Origin of the sequence: Acidovorax sp. WCS2018Noco2-16 (assembly GCF_031843945.1) — a bacterium.
Lineage (GTDB): Bacteria > Pseudomonadota > Gammaproteobacteria > Burkholderiales > Burkholderiaceae_C > Paracidovorax.
In genome coordinates, this window is record NZ_JAVTJJ010000002.1 from 62,587 (window position 1) to 82,301 (window position 19,715).

Here is a 19,715-nt window from a genome sequence, read left to right on the forward strand (position 1 = left end):
AGGCACATATGCGCTCCATTTTCAAGCCGTCCATGATTACCCCCTTGGCTAAACATGGTTCAACGGTCTTTACCTTATTGGCGGCTGGTATAGCGGTCACCACGTCCTTCATGGCGATGGGCGCCAATACACCTCCGTCCATCACCATTCCACCGGTGAACCTGTCCAGTGACCCGCTGTATGCGGCCAAGCCCACCGACAAACCCGCGATGGCGCTAGCATTGTCGGTTGAATATCCTACTGTTGGTGCTCAATATGTGTCAGTACCCAATTCGAATACGGATAATTCCTACGCGAACACCAATGAATATCTAGGGTATTACGACGCCGAGGGTTGCTATGCCTACAATGATGCCCCAACCGACACGCGAGCTACGGGTCAAACAGTTGCTGATTATAAAAGATTCTACCGAACTAGCGATGCTGCTGCACGCAAGTGCACCGATGCATTTAGCGGTAATTTTCTGAACTGGGCGACCAATTCGGCGGTTGATATGTTGCGACTCGCACTTTCCGGCGGTGATCGTTATATCGACACTCCTGACCTTACAGTATTGCAGCGTGCCGTGTTGCCAAACAACGACCCCGTTTGCATGTGGAATTCAAACAATTTTCCCGGCAAGAGACTGAGTCGTAATGGGGGCGGTGCGAACTCGTATTGGGGTGCGATTCCCCAACGAATGATTCGCGAAGCGAGAGAAAACGATATTCATATCGCCAATACCCTAAATCGTATTTACATTCGAGCGAGCGCCAACATGAGCGGCTCTTGCGACGACACATTTGCGTACGCTCGGATGGGCGTTCTTGAATCTCGGGAAACGGCACGGGATTCAGGAACCTCAAGGTGCGCCGGTGAGAATGAAAATTGCACTTTTACGGGAGTGAGGGAAGTCTGGTACGGCGCGGGTAGCCGATGGGCTGTTGCTCCCGTAAAGGATACGTTCGTTTGCAACAATGCCAACTTTGGCGACCCGGCGCCTGGAGTTGCAAAAGCATGCTTTACCCGTGATTACACTGGAACTTGGCGGGTAGGCATGGGGCTTAACTCAGATGGATTTTTCTATTCACGAGTTCAAGTTTGCAATACCAGAACAGATGGCACACTGGAGGAAAACCGAGGCTATAGTTTTTGCCAAAGATATCCTAATGGCAAGCACAAACCCACAGGCGTTATTCAGAAATACTCAGAACAAATTAGGCTGGCAGCTTTTGGGTATCTCATGGATCAGTCAGCAAGCTATGCCAACAACAATACCGGTAGATATGGTGGCGTGCTGCGCGCACCAATGAAGTATGTCGGCCAAAAAACATTCGACACCAATGGCAGAGAAAATGCGGCAGCTAACAGCCGTGCGGAGTGGAATGCCAATACTGGAGTATTTAATATTAATTCAGAAAGCGACTCCACGTTTGGAGTCAGCGGTGTCATCAGTTACTTGAATCAGTTTGGTCGCACAGGCCCTACGCCAGGCCGCTACAAAATCCACGATCCTGTGGGCGAACTGTATTACCAGGCGCTTCGCTACATGCAAGGCCTGCCACCGACGGCAGATGCCGTATCGAATATTGGAGCGGCCGCAAAAACCAATGTTCTTTTCGACGGATTCCCTGTTTATTCTGACTGGACGAATATAGACCCGTACGGCGATGGGCGGTCGAAAACAGACAGCTATAGTTGCTTGCGAAGCAATATCGTGGTTATTGGTGACATTCATACTCACGACGGCAACTGGCGGAATATCCCTACCTCGCACAATCCGGCGGGGAACGTTCAGGACTTTCGATTTTGGCACCAGATAGTGCGAGGTTTTGAAAATAATCAAAATCTTGCCTATACCGATGGTCAGGGCGCTTCTCAAAGGACAGGCAACCCAAATGGTGCGAATGGTAATGTTCCATCCAGTTCGCAAACCAGTCAAATCATGGGTTATGCCTATTGGGCTCACACCCAAGACATTCGAGGTGCCGCTTGGACAAATGAGCCGAATAAGCAGAGGCCGGGGTTGCGGGTGAAGACCTTTATTTTCGACGTCAACGAATACGGGCGTCAGAATGACGCGAATGCTCGGCGATTCAGCAATCAGTTCTTTATGGCGGCCAAATATGGTGGATTTGAAACCGATGCCAGCAATAGCGGGGCACGGCCTTTCAACACCCGGGGTAATCCTTTCCAAGCCAATGACGGTACGAACAACAACAACGTATGGCAGAAAGCCGCAGATCCTGGAGAAGCTTCCACTTACTTCCTGCAGAGCGACGCTCGAGGTGTTCTCAATGCGTTCGATGAAATTTTCGCGCGCAGTGCCGCCTCTGCTAGAAGCATCGCGGGGGGTGCTTCTGCAGCCCGAGGCGTGACCGCGAGTACAGGCTCCTCTTTCTACTCTGCGAGGTTCGACGCCACCTCATGGACGGGCGACGTCACAGCGGAACCCATCACTGCCACGAGCAGTTCCATTTCGGTGGGCTCACAGCAGTGGAGCGCAGCGCAACGCCTGAAATTCATCACCCCAGCCAATCGCAAGATCTTCGTGGGACATGGCGGAACAACTGCTGCCACGGCTTTTACATGGAGTGCGATATCAGGCACTGCATTGCAGGAGCATCTGAACAAGCCCTCACCTTCTGCAGTCGCCGATAACCGTGGTTCGGATCGACTTGATTATCTTCGGGGAGTTCAAACCAACGAGACAGGCTCAACAGCTTTTAGGGCGCGGACTGAATTGTTGGGTGACATTATCAATTCGGGGGTTACCTATTCGGGGCCACCATCTACCGGATTCAGTGGTGCCAGCTATGCGCTGTTTCGTACGGAAAAAGCCAACCGTTCGCCGGTAGTGTTTGCTGGGGCTAACGACGGTATGCTGCACGCATTCGCAGCCACAACGGAGAGCGGCAAAAGCATTACTGCTGGAGATGAGTTGTTTGCCTATATTCCGAGTTGGATGGGGCCAAAGCTGTCCGCGCTGACAGCAACCAACTATCTCAATAACCATCAGTCTTATGTTGACGCGCCCTCGGTAGTCGGCGAAGCTCAAGTAGCGTTTACGGCAGGCGCGGGCGCGAGCACTGACTGGAAAACGGTATTGGTGTCCGGTACAGGTGCTGGTGGGCGGGGTGTTTTCGCTCTGGATGTCTCTACTCCCGAGAGTTTTACAGCCAGCAACGCACTATGGGAATTCTCATCGGCTGACGATGACGACATGGGCTATGTGGTTGGCCGTCCGCAGATTCTCAAGTTTAAAACTGGTGATAACACCTATCGTTGGTTCGCAGTTGTCGCCAGCGGCGTTAACAACTACACCAGTTCGTTCACCAATGGTGGGGGTAGCGGCAGACCGTCGATTTTCTTGTTGGCTTTAGACAAGGCGTCCAATGCAGCTTGGTTGGAAGGAACCAATTACTACAAAATCTCTTTGCCGTTTGCTAGTGACGTTGCCCAAAACTATGCGACAGGCGTCGTGTCTTTTTCGCCGCTCTACGCACGAGGCGGTGAGGTCACGCACATTTATGCAGGAGATCTGCATGGCAAATTGTGGAAGCTGGACTTTACCGACGCCGCACGAAACTCTGGCTACAAAGACCCTAGCAACTGGAACATGCTTCGGCTGAGCAGTTTTAAGAATGGCAGTACTCCCTACCCGATGTTTGCTGCCAAGGATTCCACTGGCACCCCGCAGCCACAGCCAATCACGACTGCTCCTACGTTATTTGCCGGTCCATTGGTGCGGGGCGTATCTACCTTCTACGTACTGATTGGTACCGGAAAGTATTTGGAAAGCAGTGACAACCTTTCAACGCAAGTCCAGACCGTCTATGCCCTCTACGATGACGGATCCACAAGCGCGGATGCCACCGGCCCCACCGCAGCAATTTCTGGACGGGGGCGTCTGAGAGCAGGTACGGTTGACACGACAACCAACGTCGTAGCAGTCACGGCATTCACATGGGGCCGCGCAGCTTCCGACTCTGACGCTACCCAGCGCTCTGGTTGGTACGTGGACTTGCCTGGTGCCGGCGAAAAGATGTTTACCGACGCCACCGCTTTGAGCAGTCGCCTTGCGCTCTTCAGTACCGGAATTCCTGGGAGCAGCGGATCAGCTGCGTCCTGCTCTCCAGCCGAAGGCTCAGGACGGCAATACACGGTCAATATCGCGACGGGCGCGGGCCGAACTCAGCCATCATTGGTAGGTATGCTAGGAGCGAACCTCGCAGTGATCAATGATCAGAAGACAACGCAGACAGCCTTTGATAGTACCGGCAGGGCTGTTCGCACGGTTTCTAAGTCGAGTATCCAACTCGGCTCAAAAGGTGTTGCGGTTGGACAGGAAACCATGGAGCAAGAGACTGTTGGCCGATTGAGCTGGCGCCAGATCTACAACTATCGTGAGCTCAAGAACGCGGGGACGACGCCATGATGGAATATTCACACTCCGGCCGCAGAGGAAAGTCACGGGGTTTCACTTTGATCGAACTGATGATCGTCGTGGCAGTGGTAGGGATATTGGCAGCGATAGCCTATCCGGCCTATACAGAATCAGTCTTAAAAGGAAAACGCGCACAAGGTCGAACGGCGCTCATGGAACTACTGCAGCAGCAAGAACGTTACATGACCCAGCGCAATTGCTACATCGCGTTCTCCAACAGCGCCGGCACGACGACTGCGACGGCAGACACTGCTTGCGGAGTCACGTCTAGCACGGCGGTGCCATTCAAAACTTTCGCGGGTGATAGTTTGGCGTCCGCCACTTACCTGTTGTCATCGGCTGCGTGCGGCAATGACATCAGTCTGGCAGAGTGCGTGAAGGTCGTGGCTGCACCCAAACAGAGTGGTTCGGATCCGGCCGTTGGTAATCTGGAGATCACCAGTACCGGCAAGAAAAGTTGCACAGGTACTGTCGCTTCAACAAACTTCAAGCGGTGCTGGCCATGATTGCTAGCTCTCGCGAGCCGGGATGGCGCAACGCAGGCTTCACTTTGATTGAGCTGATGGTGACGATTGCCATCGCAGCGGTTTTGATGACCCTTGCTGCACCGAGCTTCGTGTCCTTTCTTCGTAACTCGGAACTCACATCTACGACAAATTCGTTGGTAGCAGCTATTGGAGCAGCGAGGACAGAGGCAATGAAGCGAAATTTCAGCGCATTTGTTCAGCCCAAGAGTGGTGGATGGATCAGCGGTTGGGTGGTTTACGCAGACCTCAACGACAACGATGTATACGATGCAGCCGTGGACTATCTTGTGCTGGACCAACCCGCCTTGCCTAGTTACTTTTCTGTGTCAGGTTCTGGCACGGCGAACGGATCTAGTCCTTATGTCAGGTACAACAGTTCCGGCTATCCGGTGAACACGTCAGACGCTTTTGGTGCCCTCACATTCTCTTTGACACGCAATGATCTGTCAGGTAGCGCTGTTCTGGAACAAACCCGGCGCGTGAAGATTGCAAAGACGGGAAGGGTGCGCACCTGCAAACCGCTCTCTTCTTCTGACACCGAATGTTCGGAATCAGGCAACGAGTGACTGAGGCTTTGCGGTGAGCAGCAGCCTGCACTTTCACAACAACCGCGTAGATACAGTTGGTTTCTTACATTGAATCGTTAAGAAATCCGCTATATCTCCTGGTAGCTTTTTTACTGCCAGGATATTTATGGCGAACTTTTCGCGTTACGCCCTAGCCGCCGCAGCGGTGATGACAATCCTTATCCTTGGCACGGGGTGCAGCACATCTCTACCCGCGCTGGTGGATCGCCCTGTGAGTCATGCCCTGACCGCAAGCGTCAGTACGCCGTTGTCCACTTTGCTCGACAAGCGCCAAAGCGGCACGTCGGCACGTGATCTGTCTGCCTTCCTGCTGCTCAACAACCCTCAAGAGGCTTACACCAGCCGCCTCGCGCTGGTACGGCAAGCGCAGAAGACGCTGGACTTGCAGTACTACGCCATACACGTCGATGCGAGCAGCGAGCGCTTGCTGCGGGGCGTCGTAGCGGCGGCGCGCAGAGGGGTCAGGGTACGCATTCTGCTGGACGACTTTCACAGCACAGGCCGCAACGCCCTGGTGATGCGCATGGCGTTCGAGCCGAACATAGAGATGCGCATGTTCAACCCCGTGGCAGGCTCGCGGGCTTCGACGTTGGGGCGCATGTGGGGCTCGCTCACAGACTTCGCACGCGTGCAGCAGCGCATGCACAACAAGCTGTTCCTGGCGGACAACGCGATGGGCGTGACCGGTGGTCGAAACCTGGGTGACGCCTATTTCGGCAATTCGGACGCGGGCAACTTCGTGGACATGGATGTGCTCGCGGCCGGGCCCATCGTGCGTGATCTGTCCCGCAGCTTTGACAGCTATTGGAACAACGAACGCGCGTATCCAGTCCAGTCGCTCATCACGCGCGAGGAACTTGCGCGCATCCGCGCACAGGTACTGGAAGACGATGGCAGCAACCGGCCTCGTGTTGACGATTCGGCTGCCGCTGCAGTTGCCGCAGCGCCTGGGAACGGGCCGACACCTCAAGGCGATACAGGCCTCAGGAGCGCAGCACAGGGCAGCCGGCCCACGCCTCCTGACGGCGAGCCGCGCCCGTCTGCGGGAGGGCCCACCAAAGAACAGCGCGAACGGGTTCAGCGTGAACAGCCGATGAATCTGGCGCAGGCTGACTTCGTCTGGGCACCCGCGGTGATGATGGTGGACAGGCCGACGAAGATCCCGCTGGATGATTCGGCTGCATCCACCGCAGCCACTGCACCCACTACAAGCGCTGCCCCCGACACATCAGCCAGCAGCTCTGCCGATCAGGCCGCGGCCCTGCCAGCCACAGCATCCATTCCCAAGCCCACAGCACCTACGGCCGCGCCCACTGACGCCAGCACCGACAACCCCGCTGAAGGCGTCGCTCCCGGCACCTCTGGCGCCGTGCCCACGGTCTCATCAGGCGATACCGTGGTCGATGGCCTGCTCAAGCTGATGGGCATCACCCGGTCGGAATTGCTCATCATCTCACCCTACTTCGTGCCCGGCGACGACATGAAGGCGGCCTTTGCCAGCGCGCGATCACGCGGCGTGCGGGTGCGCATCCTCACCAATTCACTCGCCTCCAACGACGCGCCCATCGCCCACGTCGGCTATGCGCGGCACCGTGAAGAATTGCTCGACATGGGCATCGAGCTCTACGAAATGCGCAGCGAGGCTTCGGGCCTGGGCTCGGCGTTCGGTAGCTCGGGCGCTGGCAGCACGGGCGAGTCGCGCGCCATGCTGCATTCCAAAGTGATGGTGATCGATGGGCGGCTGCTGGTGATCGGGTCGATGAACCTGGACTTGCGCTCGCAATTACAAAACACAGAAATCGCCCTGCTGATCCGCAGTCCCGAGCTGTCGCGTGAAGCGTCCACACAGATCGAGATGGCGATGCGTCAGAACGCCTGGCGGCTGGACCGAAGCCCGGAAGGCAAGCTGCTGTGGCGCGCGCCTGAAGGCAGCGGGCTGTCAGACGCCACCACTGACCCGAACACCAGCCTGGGCCTGCGGCTGCTGCTCAAGCTGCTGGGGCCGCTGGCGCCAGACCACCTGCTCTGAAAATTCATCAGTCCCAGCGACAGGCTCCAGCGGCCTGACTACTTCACTAGCGCGGTTGCTGAGCGTCGATCCAGACGGTGATCTCCTGCTGGTCCGTCAGCGTGCGAAGGTGCTGGAAGGCTGTCTCGGCCTCCGGATAACGGCGGCGCAACAGATTGAGCCACTGCTTCAGGCGCCCTGCGCGCTGGCGCGGCTCCAGGCCGTCGCACACCAGCTGCCAGAACATGGCGATGTGCGGCAGCAGCGTCGGCCAGGGCAGCGTGAACTCCTCCTCGACACCGGCGTCTGCTGCGCGAATAGCCAAGCCCAGCCCTGGGTCGGCAACGATGCCGCGCCCCAGCATCAGCGCGTTGCTGCCAGACACCTCGCGGCAGCGCTGGGCGTCGGCAACGGTCCAGATCTCGCCATTCGCCACGACCGGAATGCGCACCGCCGCGCGGATGGCCGGAATCTGTTCCCAGTACGCAGGCGGCCGATAGCCGTCGGCCTTGGTACGGGCATGCACCACCAGTTCGCACGCTCCGCCGTCCTGCATCGCCAGCGCGCATTCAACCGCGCGGCTGGCATCGTCATAGCCCAGCCGCATCTTGGCGGACACCGGCAGATGGGCCGGCACCGCGCGGCGCACGGCCGACACGAGGGCGGCAATGCGCTCAGGCTCGCGCAACAAAGCCGCGCCGCCGCCGTGGCGGTTGACGACCTTGGCCGGGCATCCAAAATTCAGGTCGATGCCCTCGGGGCCCAGCTCGGCCAGGCGGGCGGCGTTCTCGGCCAGGCTGACCGGATCAGAACCCAGCAGCTGCGCCCGCACCGGCACGCCGGCGAGCGTGCGGCCGCCATGGTTCAGCTCCGGGATGTAGCGCAGAAAGACCTTGTCCGGCAGCAGCGTGCCAGTGACGCGAATGAACTCGGACACGCAGCGGTCCACGCCGCCCACGCGGGTCAGCACGTCGCGCAACACGAAGTCGAGCAAGCCCTCCATGGGCGCCAGCAGCAACGTCATGCAGCCGTCCTCGCGCGGCGCGTGCAACCCGCATCCATCCGTCGAAACAAAGAAATCAACATCAAATATGCCTCTAGCGCTTGATGCATAAGCGCCAACAGCTATTAATTTTATAGCATTTCATTTGCTAGCCCATACCAATGGGAGCGACGCGTCATGGCCGTGTCATGCCGATGTTATGCAATACGCGTTGCGCCTCATGGCAATTCCACCTACCCCATGCTGCTGCTGAAAACCGACAAAGCCCGACTCGAACTCTCGCCCGGAGTCCGCACCCTCAGCCTGCGCGAGCGCTCGCTGCTGCTGCTGGCCGACGGCCGGCCCGTGGCCGAGCTGCAGGCCATGTACAACGGCCTGGGCGCAGAGCTGGTCAGCGAACTGCTGCGCCAAGGCTACCTGGCGGAACCCGTAACGCCCAACGCGGGCGATGGTTCAGCCCCTGCACCATCGCAGGCACTGCGCTCACTGGCCGGCACCCGCATGTATCTGTTCGACATCTGCGAGCGCATGTTCTCGCGGCGCAACGCGGACCTGGCCGGTCGATTCCGTGAAGCCCTGCGCAGCGCGCGCGACCGTGAAAGCATGCTGGACGTGGGCGAGGCGCTGCTCGATGAGATCACCATGACGGCCGGAGCCCAGCGTGCGGCGTCGGTGCGCGAGCGCATGGAACAACTACTGCCTGCGTAAAAACCTGTTCTCAGACTTGCCGTGAACATCGACCAGCGCAACGGCATGGACCCCGGCATTACGCCGGGTCACTCACACCGCCGCCAGGCGCCAGAGCGATGTCACCTCTGCCGCGCGTGCAGCGTGCAGCGGATCGGTTTCGTCGGCCGCCTTGCCATGGCGCGGCTTCACATCGTGCCGCTGCACCACCTGCAGGCCCGCAGCCGCGATCCATTCCAGCAGTTGGGCGCGCGGGCGCAGCCCCAGGTGCTCGGCCAGATCGGACAGGATGAGCCAACCTTCACCGCCGGGCGTCAGATGGTCGGCCAGGCCGGCCAAGAAGCCGCGCAGCATGCGGCTGTCTTCGTCATACACCGCGCGCTCGATGGGCGAATTCGCCCGCGCCGGCACCCAGGGCGGGTTGCAAACCACCAGCGGCGCACGGCCTTCTGGAAACAGGTCAACCGCCAGCAGTTGCACGTCTCGGGTCAGGCCCATGCGCTTCAGGTTGTCGACCGCACAGGCCAGCGCACGCGGGTCTTGGTCGGTCGCCACCACGCGGGCCACACCGCGGCGGGCCAGCACGACGGCCAGCACGGCCGTGCCGGTGCCGATGTCGAATGCCAACGCCTTCGCACCCGCGGGCAGCGGCGTGGTCGCCACCAGGTCCACATACTCCCCACGTACTGGCGAAAACACGCCGTAGTAAGGGTGAATGCGGGCTTCGGGGCCCAGCGCAGCGACGGGCACGCCCTTCTTGCGCCATTCATGCGCACCGACCAAGCCCAGCACCTCGCGCAGCGACACCACGCGGGCCTCGCCGCTGGGTACGCCCCAGGCTTCGGTGAAGGCAGCACGCAAATCAGGCGCGCGGCGCAGCGGAATGCTGTAGTCCGCATCGACCGGAATCAGCACCTGCGACAAGGTGCGCGCACGTTGTGCCTGCGCCTGCCGGTGCAGGTGAAAGGCCTGCGCGGGCTCGACCGGCGCCGGTGCGACGGCCGCTCTGGCCCGGCCACGCGCCTTGGCGCCGCCAGCCGCGCGGCCGCCACGGGCATCGGCGCGACGCCCCAGCGCCTGCAGCAGTTGCCGTGCGTTGTGAAAGTCGCCTGCCCACAGCAGGCCGGTGCCTTCGCACGCCAGCCGATAGGCCTTGTCGGCCGCCAGCGTATCGTCGGCAGGCACTACGCGCCGGGGTGCGAGCGCGCCGTTTTCTGCTTGCCAGAGAGCGCTGTGGTCTTGGCCGGTGGAGTCTTGCCAGTGGATCGTCGTCGTCATGCGCGGGCCTTTGGAATGTGGAGGAGAAAGGCCCGGCACGCCGAAGCGGAGTACAGCCGAGCCCTGAAGGGCCAGCCGGCAGATCGATCAGTTCAATGGGCGCTTCAGGCGCACTTCTTCGATCTTCACGCCGGCGATGACGGCCGTCTTGGCGGTGGACATCTCGCGCTTGAAGCCGGCGAGTTCGTGGAACCGCAGGGCGCGCTCATTGCGCAGCGGCACCCAGGCCGTCACGTTGGTGCAGCCTTCTTCCTGCAGGCCGTCGCGCGCGGCGTCCCACAGGGCCACGCCGACGCCTTGGCTCCAGTGCGTCGGAGAGGCATAGATGGCCCAGATTTCACCGGTGGTGGGGCGCGATTTTTCGTCACGGGAACGATCAAAACCAACGAAGCCGACGATCTTGTCGCCGTCCACGGCAACTTGCACCTGGGGCTCGCAATACTCGATGGCCTCGCGCCAGTAGGCTTGGCGCTTCTCGACCGAAGACATGGACCTCAACTGGTCGTCTGGCAACAGGCCTCGGTAGGCCTCGGTGGCGGATTGCGTGTGGATCTGGGCAATGGCTTTCGCGTCGCGGAGGGTAGCTGGACGAACCTGAATACTGGACATGGGGAACGGGAACGGATGAAAAAACTAAAAAGAGCGGCATTGTCGCCGCAAATGGTTTTTCACCTCAAACGCGGTGGTAAGCCAGCGTCCCGTACTGCGCTATTCAGCTGCTGAAAACAAAGCCTGAAGCCAACTGAAACCCAGGCGTTCAGCGCATCAACCCCAGCGCCGCAGCAGCCCCATGACCTGGTCGAACCGTGCGCCGTAGGGCGGGTACAGCGCGCTGCCCAACGACCAGCGCGACTGCGACAGCACCGACTTCTGATGGCAAAAACGCAGAAAGCCCTGCTCGCCGTGATAGGCGCCCCAGCCGCTGTCGCCTACGCCTCCAAAAGGCAGGTTGTCGTGCGCCACGTGCAGCAGCGTGTCGTTCACGGTCACGCCGCCGCTGACGGTGCGGCGCAGCACCGCGTTGCGGTTGGCCTCGCCCCGGCCAAACCAGTACAGCGCCAGGGGCCGGGGGCCGGCGTTGATGTGGTTGATGACGTCGTCCAGCCGCTCGTAGCCCAGCACCGGCAACACGGGGCCGAAGATCTCTTCCTGCATCACCTGCATGCCCATCGTCGCGCCGAAGACCAGCACCGGCGGCATCTGGCGGCCCACGCCATCGCCAATGCTCTGCGGCGGCGGCGCGGGCGATCCCGCCACCGGCTCCAGCACATGGATTTCAGCGCCCTGCGTCTGCGCCTGCTGCAGCATGGTGCGCAGCCGCGCCAGGTGCCGCGCGGTGATGACCGAAGCGTAGTCGGGGTTGCCTTCAAAGTACGGAAACAACCGCGCCACGGCAGCGCGATAGGCTTCGGCGAATGCGGCCTCGCTGCCGCGCGGCAACAGCACGTAGTCGGGCGCGATGCAGGTCTGACCCGCGTTCAGCAGCTTGCCGTGGGCGATCTTCAGCGCCGCATCGGCCAGGTCGCAATCCGCATCGATGATGCAGGGCGACTTGCCGCCCAGCTCCAGCGTGGTCGGCGTCAGGTTGGCCGCCGCTGCCTGCGCCACCTTGCGGCCGACCGCGGTAGAGCCCGTGAAGACCAGGTGATCAAACGGCAGCGACGCCACCAGCGCGGCCACGGCGGCATCGCCCTGCACCACGCAGAATTCATCAGGGGAAAAGAATTGCGCCACCAGCAGCGCCAGCTGCGCAGAGGTGTGCGGTGTGAGTTCGCTGGGCTTGAGCATCACCCGGTTGCCCGCCGCCAACGCGGCAATGGCGGGCGCCAGGGCCAGTTGCACGGGGTAGTTCCACGGCGAAATCACACCGACCACGCCCAGCGGCTGCCGCTCGATCCAGGCCTGTGCGGGCTGCAAGATGAGCGGCGTGCGCACCTTGCGGGCCTTGGCCCAGCGCGCCAGGTGCCGCAGCGTGTGCGTCAACTGCGTGCGCAGGATCAGCAGATCCGCCACCTCCGTCAGCCGGGGCGAGCGCATGCCGAAGTCGGCCTGCACGGCCGCCGCCAGCACCGGCCCGTTTTCGTCCAGCAGCTTGCGCAGGCGCAACAGGCGCTCGCGGCGCACCATCAAGGGCACGTCGGGCTGCGCGCGGCTGGCCTGGCGCTGGACTTCAAACTGGTTTCGGATATCGGCAGGCGTCATAGCCCAGCATCATAGGCAGCGGGCCTGTGGGCGGCTTGCAACGGCCTGTAAGAGCTGCCTGCCGGCCCGAAGCTGCGAACACCAAGGTCAGCGGACCTCGCGCGGCTCCACGTCGACCACTTCGCGTGCGCCGGGCAATTCGCGTGCGCGCGCTCCGGGCTCGGCCGGCTCCTGCGCGGCAGGCGCCGCGCCCCGGGCGGCCGTCCAGCGCGCAGTGCTGCGGTAGACCGTGCTCCAGCCGTCACGCGGGTCCATGCGCATCACCCACGGCGTCACCGGCCGGCCGGTCAGCCGCGCCCACAGCGACCGCAGGCTCCATGCCAGCGCCAGCACGGCCACCATGGCCAGCAGGCACACGAAGAACACCAGGCCCACCGCCACCACGACCAAGCGCAGCGTCCACCGGATCAAGCCGGCTACGAGATCATTCAAACCTTGCCCCTTTCTGGCTGGTGTGCGGCGATTGCAGGACCGCACACCGGTTGGCTCAGCGCCTCAAGCCTCCAGGGGCTGTGCGGTACCGAACCGGAAAACGCCCGGCTCCTGCACCGGGTCCACATCGACCGGAATCACGCTCTTGGGCGGGAATCGCCCTTCCAGCAGCAGCTTGGACAGCGGATTCTCGATGCGCTGCTGAATCGCCCGCTTGAGCGGACGCGCACCGAACACCGGGTCGAACCCCACCTTCGCCAGCTCGGCCACAGCAGCGGGCGACACCTGCAACGCCAGGTCCATTTTCGCCAATCGCGCTTCCAGCAACTGCAGCTGAATGCGGGCGATCGACTCGATGTTCTTCGCGTCCAGTGCATGGAACACCACCGTCTCGTCGATCCGGTTCAGGAATTCGGGTCGGAAATGGTTCTTGAGTTCCCCCCACACCGCTTCCTTGATGTCCTGTGAGTCCTGCCCCACCATCGCCTGGATCAGGTGCGAGCCGATGTTGCTGGTCATCACGATCACCGTGTTCTTGAAGTCCACAGTGCGGCCTTGCCCATCAGTCAGGCGGCCGTCGTCCAGCACCTGCAGCAGCACGTTGAACACGTCGGGGTGGGCCTTTTCCACCTCGTCCAGCAACAGCACACTGTAGGGCTTGCGGCGCACGGCCTCGGTCAGATAACCGCCTTCTTCGTAGCCCACATAGCCGGGCGGCGCGCCGATCAGTCGGGCCACGGAATGCTTTTCCATGAACTCGCTCATGTCGATGCGCACCAGGTGGTCTTCGCTGTCGAACAGGAAGCCCGCCAGCGCCTTGCACAGCTCGGTCTTACCCACGCCCGTGGGGCCCAGGAACAGGAACGAGCCCGTCGGCCGGTTCGGGTCAGACAGGCCCGAGCGCGAGCGGCGAATGGCATTGGCCACAGCGGCAATCGCCTCTTCCTGGCCCACCACGCGCTCGTGCAGCTTGCCTTCCATCATCAGCAGCTTGTCTTTTTCGCCCTGCATCATCTTGGCGACCGGAATGCCCGTGGCGCGGCTGACCACCTCGGCAATTTCTTCCGCGCCCACCTGCGTGCGCAGCAGCCGGTTGGGCGTCGACACGCCGTCGCGGCCGTCTTCCTTGGCCTGCGCTTCCTTGAGCTTGCGCTCCATCTCGGGCAGCCGGCCGTATTGCAGCTCGGACACCTTCGTCAGGTCGCCCTTGCGGGTGAATTCGACGATCTGCAGCTTGACGCGTTCGATCTCTTCGCGCACATGGGCCGAGCCCTGCGCCTGCGCCTTTTCGCTCGCCCAGATTTCTTCCAGGTCGGCGCTTTCCTTTTGCAGCCGCTCGATCTCCTCGGCGATCAGGCCGAAGCGCTTTTGCGAGGCTTCGTCCTTCTCCTTGCGCACGGCCTCGCGCTCGATCTGCAGCTGGATCAGCCGGCGGTCGAGCTTGTCGATGGCCTCGGGCTTGGAATCGATCTCGATCTTGATCTTGGCCGCCGCCTCGTCGATCAGGTCGATGGCCTTATCGGGCAGAAAGCGGTCGGTGATGTAGCGGTGGCTCAGCTCGGCCGCGGCGACGATGGCCGGGTCGGTGATGTCCACCCCGTGGTGCAGCTCGTAACGCTCCTGCAGGCCACGCAGGATGGCGATGGTCGCCTCCACCGTCGGCTCGCCCACCAGAATCTTTTGAAAGCGCCGCTCCAGCGCCGCGTCTTTCTCGATGTACTTGCGGTATTCGTCGAGCGTGGTGGCGCCCACGCAGTGCAGCTCGCCGCGCGCCAACGCGGGCTTCAGCATGTTGCCCGCGTCCATCGCGCCCTCGGCCTTGCCCGCGCCCACCATGGTGTGCAGCTCGTCGATGAAGACGATGGTCTGGCCTTCGTCCTTGGCCAGCTCGCTCAGCACGGTCTTCAGGCGCTCCTCGAATTCGCCGCGGTACTTGGCACCCGCCAGCAAGGCGGCCATGTCCAGGCTCAGCACGCGCTTGTTCTTCAGCGACTCGGGCACTTCGCCCGCGACGATGCGCTGGGCCAGGCCTTCGACGATGGCCGTCTTGCCCACGCCGGGCTCGCCGATCAGCACCGGGTTGTTCTTGCTGCGGCGCTGCAGCACCTGGATGGCGCGGCGGATCTCGTCGTCGCGGCCGATCACCGGGTCGAGCTTGCCGGCGCGGGCGCGCTCGGTCAGATCCGTGCAGTATTTTTTCAGCGCCTCGCGCTGGCCCTCGGCGTCGGCGCTGTCCATCTTCTGGCCGCCGCGCACGGTTTCAACCGTCGATTCCAGGCTCTTGCGGCTCAAGCCGTGCTCGCGGGCCAGTGTGCCCACGTCGCCCTTGCTGTCGGCCACGGCCAGCAAGAAGAGCTCGCCCGCGATGAACTGGTCGCCGCGCTTGATGGCTTCTTTTTCAGTGGCCTGCAGCAGCCGGCCCAGCTCGGGGCCGACCTGCACGCCGTCGCCGCCCTGCACCTGCGGCAGGCGCTGCAGCGCGGCCTCGGCGCCGGTATCGAGCGCGCGCACGTTGACGCCGGCGCGCTCGAGCAACGCCCGCGGGCCGCCGTCCTGGCGCAGCATGGCCAGCAGCAAGTGCTGGGGTTCGATGTAGGCGTTGTCATGGCCCAGGGCGAGCGATTGCGCATCGGCCAGGGCTTCCTGGAACTTGGTGGTGAGTTTGTCTTGACGCATGGTGGAAAAACCTCCGAATTGCAGGGAATATGCGGCCGCCAGGGCCGGATTCAAGCCAAACGCGCCATCCGGCTGCATGCGCTTTGCCTCGACAATGGCAGGCATTCGTTCAAGCCACGGAGCCTCTGCCATGCACCTCGCCTCCCCTTTGCTGCCCGCAGCGCCGCTCAAGCGCCGCACCTTTACCGCCGCCGCGCTGGCTACAGCGGCCGGATGGGCCACTGCGCAGCCGCAGGGCGCGCCGGTGCGGCTGCTGGTGGGCTTTCCGGCCGGGGCGGGCAGCGACGCCATCGCCCGGCTGCTGGCTGAAAAGCTCAAAGACCTGCTGCGCTCGCCGGTGGTGGTGGAAAACCGCGCCGGCGCGGGCGGGCAGATCGCCGCGCAGGCGCTGAAGGCGTCGGCACCCGACGGCCACACGCTGCTGCTGACCCACGACCACACCATCTCGATCCTGCCGCAGGTGATTCGCCAGCCCGGCTTTCAGCCGGCCACCGACTTCACGCCCGTGGCCGGCTTTGCCACCTTTTCCAACGTGCTGGCGCTCTCGGGCGGTACGCCGGCGCGCAACATCGAGGAATACGTGCGGTGGGTGAAGACCCAGCGGGCCGGCAAGGACACCATCGGCGTGCCCGCGCCCGCGTCGATTCCTGAATTTCTGGTGCGTCTGATGTCGCAGCGGTACCAGCTGGACCTGCAGGCCGCCCCCTACCGGGGCAGCGCGCCCATGACGGCCGACATGCTGGGCAACCAGATCACGGCGGGCATCGCCTCGGTGCCCGACATGATCGAGCTGCACCGCGCCGGCAAGCTGCGCATCGTGGCCGTGATCGGCGCCAAGCGCCAGCCGCTGCTGCCGCAGGTGCCCACCTTCGGCGAACTGGGCTTCGCGCATCTGGACGACTACCCGTACTACGGGCTGTTCGCGCCCCACGGCACGCCGCAGCCGGTCATCGACCGTTTCGGCGCGGCACTGCAACAGGTGCTGGCGCTGCCCGAGGTGCGCGACAAGCTCACCACCATGGGCCTGAACGTGGCCTTCGAGCCGCAGGGCCAGTTTGCCGGACGCGTGCGCACCTACACCGCCGCGTGGGAGCGGATCATCCGCGCGAGCGGCTTTCAGCCTCTGCAATGAGGCGTCGACGCAATTTCAAGTGTTTTTGGCCTCTAGCGCCCTACCCATAAGCGCTAGCAGCTATTATTTTTATAGCTATTCAGTGCGCTGCATTGCCCGCTTTAATGCCCCAGCGCGCCAGCGCCGCGTCGTCCGATACGCGCGCATCCACCCAGCGCGCGCCTTCCGGCGTGGCTTCCTTCTTCCAGAACGGCGCCTGCGTCTTCAGGTAGTCCATCAAGAATTCGCAGGCCTGAAAGCTCTCGCCCCGGTGCGCCGAGCTGACAGCCACCAGCACGATCTGGTCGAGCGGCGCCAGCAGCCCCACGCGGTGCACCACGCGCGCGCCGAAGATGTCGAAGCGCGCGATGGCCTCGTCGATCATGGCCTCGATGGCTTTTTCCGTCATGCCGGGGTAGTGCTCCAGCTCCATCGAGGCGACGCTCTGCCCGTCGCTGCGGTCGCGCACCACGCCCACAAAGCTGCAGACCGCGCCCACGCGCGCATCGGCAGCGCGCAGCGCGGCCAGCTCGGCCGCCAGGTCGAAGTCGGCGGTCTGAATGGCAACGCGGCTCATGGCGAGCGGTGCAGGCGCGGCGCCGACAGCAGCACCAATTGCTCGGCCACCACCGTGTCCAGTTGCCGTGCAGCAGCCGGCGTGGTAGGTGCGGCCAGCGCAGCCTGCAGGCGGCGCAGATCGCCCACGGTAGGCGCCACGCGGATCTGCGCGGTGGCCCCCGCCACGTTGCCGACCTTGACGAGCGCCATGATCTTCTGAGTCCATTCGTTCGAATTGCGGGCCATGCGTGCGGTGTTGCTCTGCGAGTGAAATCATTGAAAGGACCGGGGCGTGTCATCATTTCGATAGAAACGACCGACCGACACCCCCGCCGCGCCCCCAACGGGCGGCGCCCCGCACTTTAACGCCCCCGCCATGGCCACCCAGACGATCACCACAGACCGCTACAAGCTTTTTCCGTCGCCGCGCAACCTGCACCGCGCGGTGTTCGAACACGAAGTCTTCGTGCCCTACCCCTACGCGCTCATCGACCTGCCGAGCTTCGACCTGAAAGGCAAATCCAGCCTGTTCGCCGCCTGCCGGCTGGCCGACATGAAGATGGGCCAGGTGGTCACGTTCGAGCTGGCGGCCGACATGCAGCGCTTCGAGACGCGCTTCACGCCCGACTGACCCGTACCCGGCACGCACCATGTCTGACGACAACCAGATCCACGTTCCGCCCTCCTTCATGGCCGTCTACAGCGACCCGCGCCAGCGCCTGCGCGAGCCCGCCGACGTGGTGCGCGCGCGTTACGAACTCTGCGAAGACCTGGCCTGCCACCTGGTGGAGCAGGCGCAGACGCTCTACCACGTGCAGGCGCCGTCCGAGGCGGACATCCTGCTGCGCATCCACGCCGGCTTGAGTGCGCCCGGCGCGGGTGTGGAGCCCGCCGAAGCACGCTGGATCACGCTGCGGCTGGCAGAACTGCTGGAATGGCGCTGCCCCGAACTGCCCACACAGCCACCCGAAGGCGGGGCCGAAAACCAGCCTTCGCCGGGCCGTTGACGCTGGGTTGACGCTGAATTAACGCTGGCTATACTGCGCGCCATGTCTACGCCACACGCCCACCTCATCGCTGCACCCGCCGTGCCGGTGGCCGCGCGTTGCGTGGGCAAACCCCAAAAACCCCAGCTCATCTGACCGGGGCTGCGGTTCCGTCCGGATGAGCGACGGAACCTTCTGACAGCAGCCCCCAGCATCTCTCCCCTTCTCGGTTGCGCCTGGATCGGCTGCCCTCTCGGCAGACCCGGCGCACGCATGCGGATGGCCTTGTACCGGTCGTCATCGTTCTTGTTGCAAAGGATGCCCGCATGTCGTCGATTGCCCCTTCCGTTTCGTTCCACCTCGCTGACTTTTCCGATTTCTCGGGTCTCTGGGTGCCGCTCGTCACCCCCTTCACGCCAAGCCGCGCGGCGGAGGTCGACCACCCGGCGCTGGCCGCAATGGTGCAGCGCCTGGCCGGCAGCGGCATCGCCGGCTTCGTTGCCTGCGGCTCGACCGGCGAAGCCGCCTCGCTGAGCGAAGCCGAGCAGGACGCCGTACTGGACACGGTGCTTGCCACCGCCGCAGGCCTGCCCGTGGTGATGGGCCTGTCGGGCTACCACCTGGGCGACGTGCTGGAGCGCGTGCGCAGCCTTGCGCAGCGGCCCATTGCCGGCTTGCTGGTGCCGGCGCCCCACTACATCCGCCCATCGCAAGCAGGCCTGCGCGGCTGGTTCGAGGCCATTGCGGACGCCAGCGCTTGGCCCGTGATCGTCTACGACATTCCCTACCGCACCGGCGCCACGCTCGAGCTGGCCACGCTGCGCGCGCTGGCTGCGCACCCGCGCATTCGGGCGGTGAAGGACTGCGGCGGCAACGCCGCCAAGACGCAGGCGTTGATAGCGGATGGCGCACTGCAGGTGCTGGCGGGCGAGGACGCGCAGATCTTTGCGACCCTGGCATGGGGCGGCGCGGGCGCCATCGCGGCGAGCGCGCACTGGCAGCCCGCACGGCTGGTGGAATGCATGCAGGCCATCACCCAGGGCGACCTGCCCCACGCGCGGCACCTGTGGCAGGCGCTGGCGCAGCTGGTGGAAGCTTTCTTTGCGGAGCCGAACCCGGCACCGATCAAGGCACTGCTGGCGCAGCAGGGCTGGATGCATGGTGCCTTGCGCGCACCGATGACGCAGGCGTCAGAGGCGCTTGAGCAGCGGCTGGCCGCGCTCGTGGCGTAAC

General features: G+C 62.9%; 17 protein-coding genes. 9 read left to right on the forward strand and 8 right to left on the reverse strand.

The window, feature by feature from the left end; all coding sequences use genetic code 11:
* Positions 1-32: 32 nt before the first annotated feature.
* The 4 genes from RQI28_RS05665 to RQI28_RS05680 all read left to right on the forward strand — a co-directional run bounded on the left by RQI28_RS05665 (position 33) and on the right by RQI28_RS05680 (position 7,570).
* Positions 33-4,418 carry a PilC/PilY family type IV pilus protein gene (locus RQI28_RS05665; RefSeq protein WP_311221643.1) on the forward strand — a complete coding sequence of 1,462 codons (4,386 nt, stop codon included), beginning with the start codon at positions 33-35 and terminating at the stop codon, positions 4,416-4,418.
* Positions 4,415-4,933, forward strand: a complete 519-nt coding sequence (locus tag RQI28_RS05670; RefSeq protein WP_311221644.1) for a type IV pilin protein — start codon at positions 4,415-4,417, stop codon at positions 4,931-4,933. Before RQI28_RS05665 ends, RQI28_RS05670 begins: the two co-directional genes overlap by 4 nt.
* Entirely contained in the window at positions 4,930-5,520 is a 591-nt protein-coding gene (locus RQI28_RS05675) for a GspH/FimT family pseudopilin (RefSeq protein ID WP_311221645.1), read from the forward strand. Before RQI28_RS05670 ends, RQI28_RS05675 begins: the two co-directional genes overlap by 4 nt.
* A 169-nt stretch (positions 5,521-5,689) precedes the next feature.
* Positions 5,690-7,570 (forward strand): phospholipase D family protein, encoded by a 1,881-nt coding sequence (locus RQI28_RS05680; RefSeq protein ID WP_311221646.1) that lies wholly within the window; start codon positions 5,690-5,692, stop codon positions 7,568-7,570.
* 46 nt (positions 7,571-7,616) lie between these two features.
* Here the strand turns inward: RQI28_RS05680 and RQI28_RS05685 are convergent, their stop codons facing one another.
* Positions 7,617-8,573 carry a tRNA-dihydrouridine synthase gene (locus tag RQI28_RS05685; RefSeq protein WP_311221647.1) on the reverse strand — a complete coding sequence of 319 codons (957 nt, stop codon included), beginning with the start codon at positions 8,571-8,573 and terminating at the stop codon, positions 7,617-7,619.
* A gap of 219 nt (positions 8,574-8,792) precedes the next feature.
* Between RQI28_RS05685 and RQI28_RS05690 the strand changes: the two genes are divergently transcribed.
* Positions 8,793-9,260 (forward strand): hypothetical protein, encoded by a 468-nt coding sequence (locus RQI28_RS05690; RefSeq protein ID WP_311221648.1) that lies wholly within the window; start codon positions 8,793-8,795, stop codon positions 9,258-9,260.
* A 72-nt stretch (positions 9,261-9,332) separates the two neighbouring features.
* On the opposite strand, the gene RQI28_RS05695 is transcribed toward RQI28_RS05690, so the two are convergent.
* The 5 genes from RQI28_RS05695 to clpB all read right to left on the reverse strand — a co-directional run bounded on the left by RQI28_RS05695 (position 9,333) and on the right by clpB (position 15,827).
* Positions 9,333-10,517 (reverse strand): class I SAM-dependent methyltransferase, encoded by a 1,185-nt coding sequence (locus RQI28_RS05695; RefSeq protein WP_311221649.1) that lies wholly within the window; start codon positions 10,515-10,517, stop codon positions 9,333-9,335.
* An 87-nt stretch (positions 10,518-10,604) separates the two neighbouring features.
* On the reverse strand, positions 10,605-11,126 hold the full coding sequence (locus tag RQI28_RS05700; RefSeq protein ID WP_311221650.1) for a GNAT family N-acetyltransferase: 522 nt from the start codon (positions 11,124-11,126) through the stop codon (positions 10,605-10,607).
* A 156-nt stretch (positions 11,127-11,282) separates the two neighbouring features.
* Entirely contained in the window at positions 11,283-12,719 is a 1,437-nt protein-coding gene (locus tag RQI28_RS05705) for an aldehyde dehydrogenase family protein (RefSeq protein ID WP_311221651.1), read from the reverse strand.
* 87 nt (positions 12,720-12,806) lie between these two features.
* A complete protein-coding gene (locus RQI28_RS05710; protein ID WP_311221652.1) occupies positions 12,807-13,151 on the reverse strand; it encodes a hypothetical protein in 345 nt (114 codons plus the stop codon).
* A 63-nt stretch (positions 13,152-13,214) separates the two neighbouring features.
* Complete coding sequence (clpB, locus tag RQI28_RS05715) at positions 13,215-15,827, reverse strand: ATP-dependent chaperone ClpB (RefSeq protein ID WP_311221653.1); 2,613 nt, start codon at positions 15,825-15,827, stop codon at positions 13,215-13,217.
* A gap of 130 nt (positions 15,828-15,957) precedes the next feature.
* On the opposite strand from clpB, the gene RQI28_RS05720 reads away from it, so the two are divergent.
* Positions 15,958-16,959, forward strand: coding sequence for a Bug family tripartite tricarboxylate transporter substrate binding protein (locus RQI28_RS05720; RefSeq protein ID WP_311221654.1), 1,002 nt, complete (start codon positions 15,958-15,960; stop codon positions 16,957-16,959).
* 79 nt (positions 16,960-17,038) lie between these two features.
* Here the strand turns inward: RQI28_RS05720 and RQI28_RS05725 are convergent, their stop codons facing one another.
* Positions 17,039-17,515, reverse strand: coding sequence for a molybdenum cofactor biosynthesis protein MoaE (locus RQI28_RS05725; RefSeq protein ID WP_311221655.1), 477 nt, complete (start codon positions 17,513-17,515; stop codon positions 17,039-17,041).
* Positions 17,512-17,742, reverse strand: coding sequence for a hypothetical protein (locus RQI28_RS05730; protein WP_311221656.1), 231 nt, complete (start codon positions 17,740-17,742; stop codon positions 17,512-17,514). Before RQI28_RS05730 ends, RQI28_RS05725 begins: the two co-directional genes overlap by 4 nt.
* Positions 17,743-17,872: 130 nt before the next feature.
* On the opposite strand from RQI28_RS05730, the gene RQI28_RS05735 reads away from it, so the two are divergent.
* The 3 genes from RQI28_RS05735 (at position 17,873) to dapA (ending at position 19,714) form a co-directional block, all read left to right on the forward strand.
* Positions 17,873-18,127, forward strand: coding sequence for a hypothetical protein (locus RQI28_RS05735; protein ID WP_311221657.1), 255 nt, complete (start codon positions 17,873-17,875; stop codon positions 18,125-18,127).
* 19 nt (positions 18,128-18,146) lie between these two features.
* Positions 18,147-18,503 (forward strand): hypothetical protein, encoded by a 357-nt coding sequence (locus RQI28_RS05740; RefSeq protein ID WP_311221658.1) that lies wholly within the window; start codon positions 18,147-18,149, stop codon positions 18,501-18,503.
* A 305-nt stretch (positions 18,504-18,808) separates the two neighbouring features.
* Complete coding sequence (gene dapA / locus RQI28_RS05745) at positions 18,809-19,714, forward strand: 4-hydroxy-tetrahydrodipicolinate synthase (RefSeq protein WP_311221659.1); 906 nt, start codon at positions 18,809-18,811, stop codon at positions 19,712-19,714.
* Position 19,715: the final 1 nt, after the last annotated feature.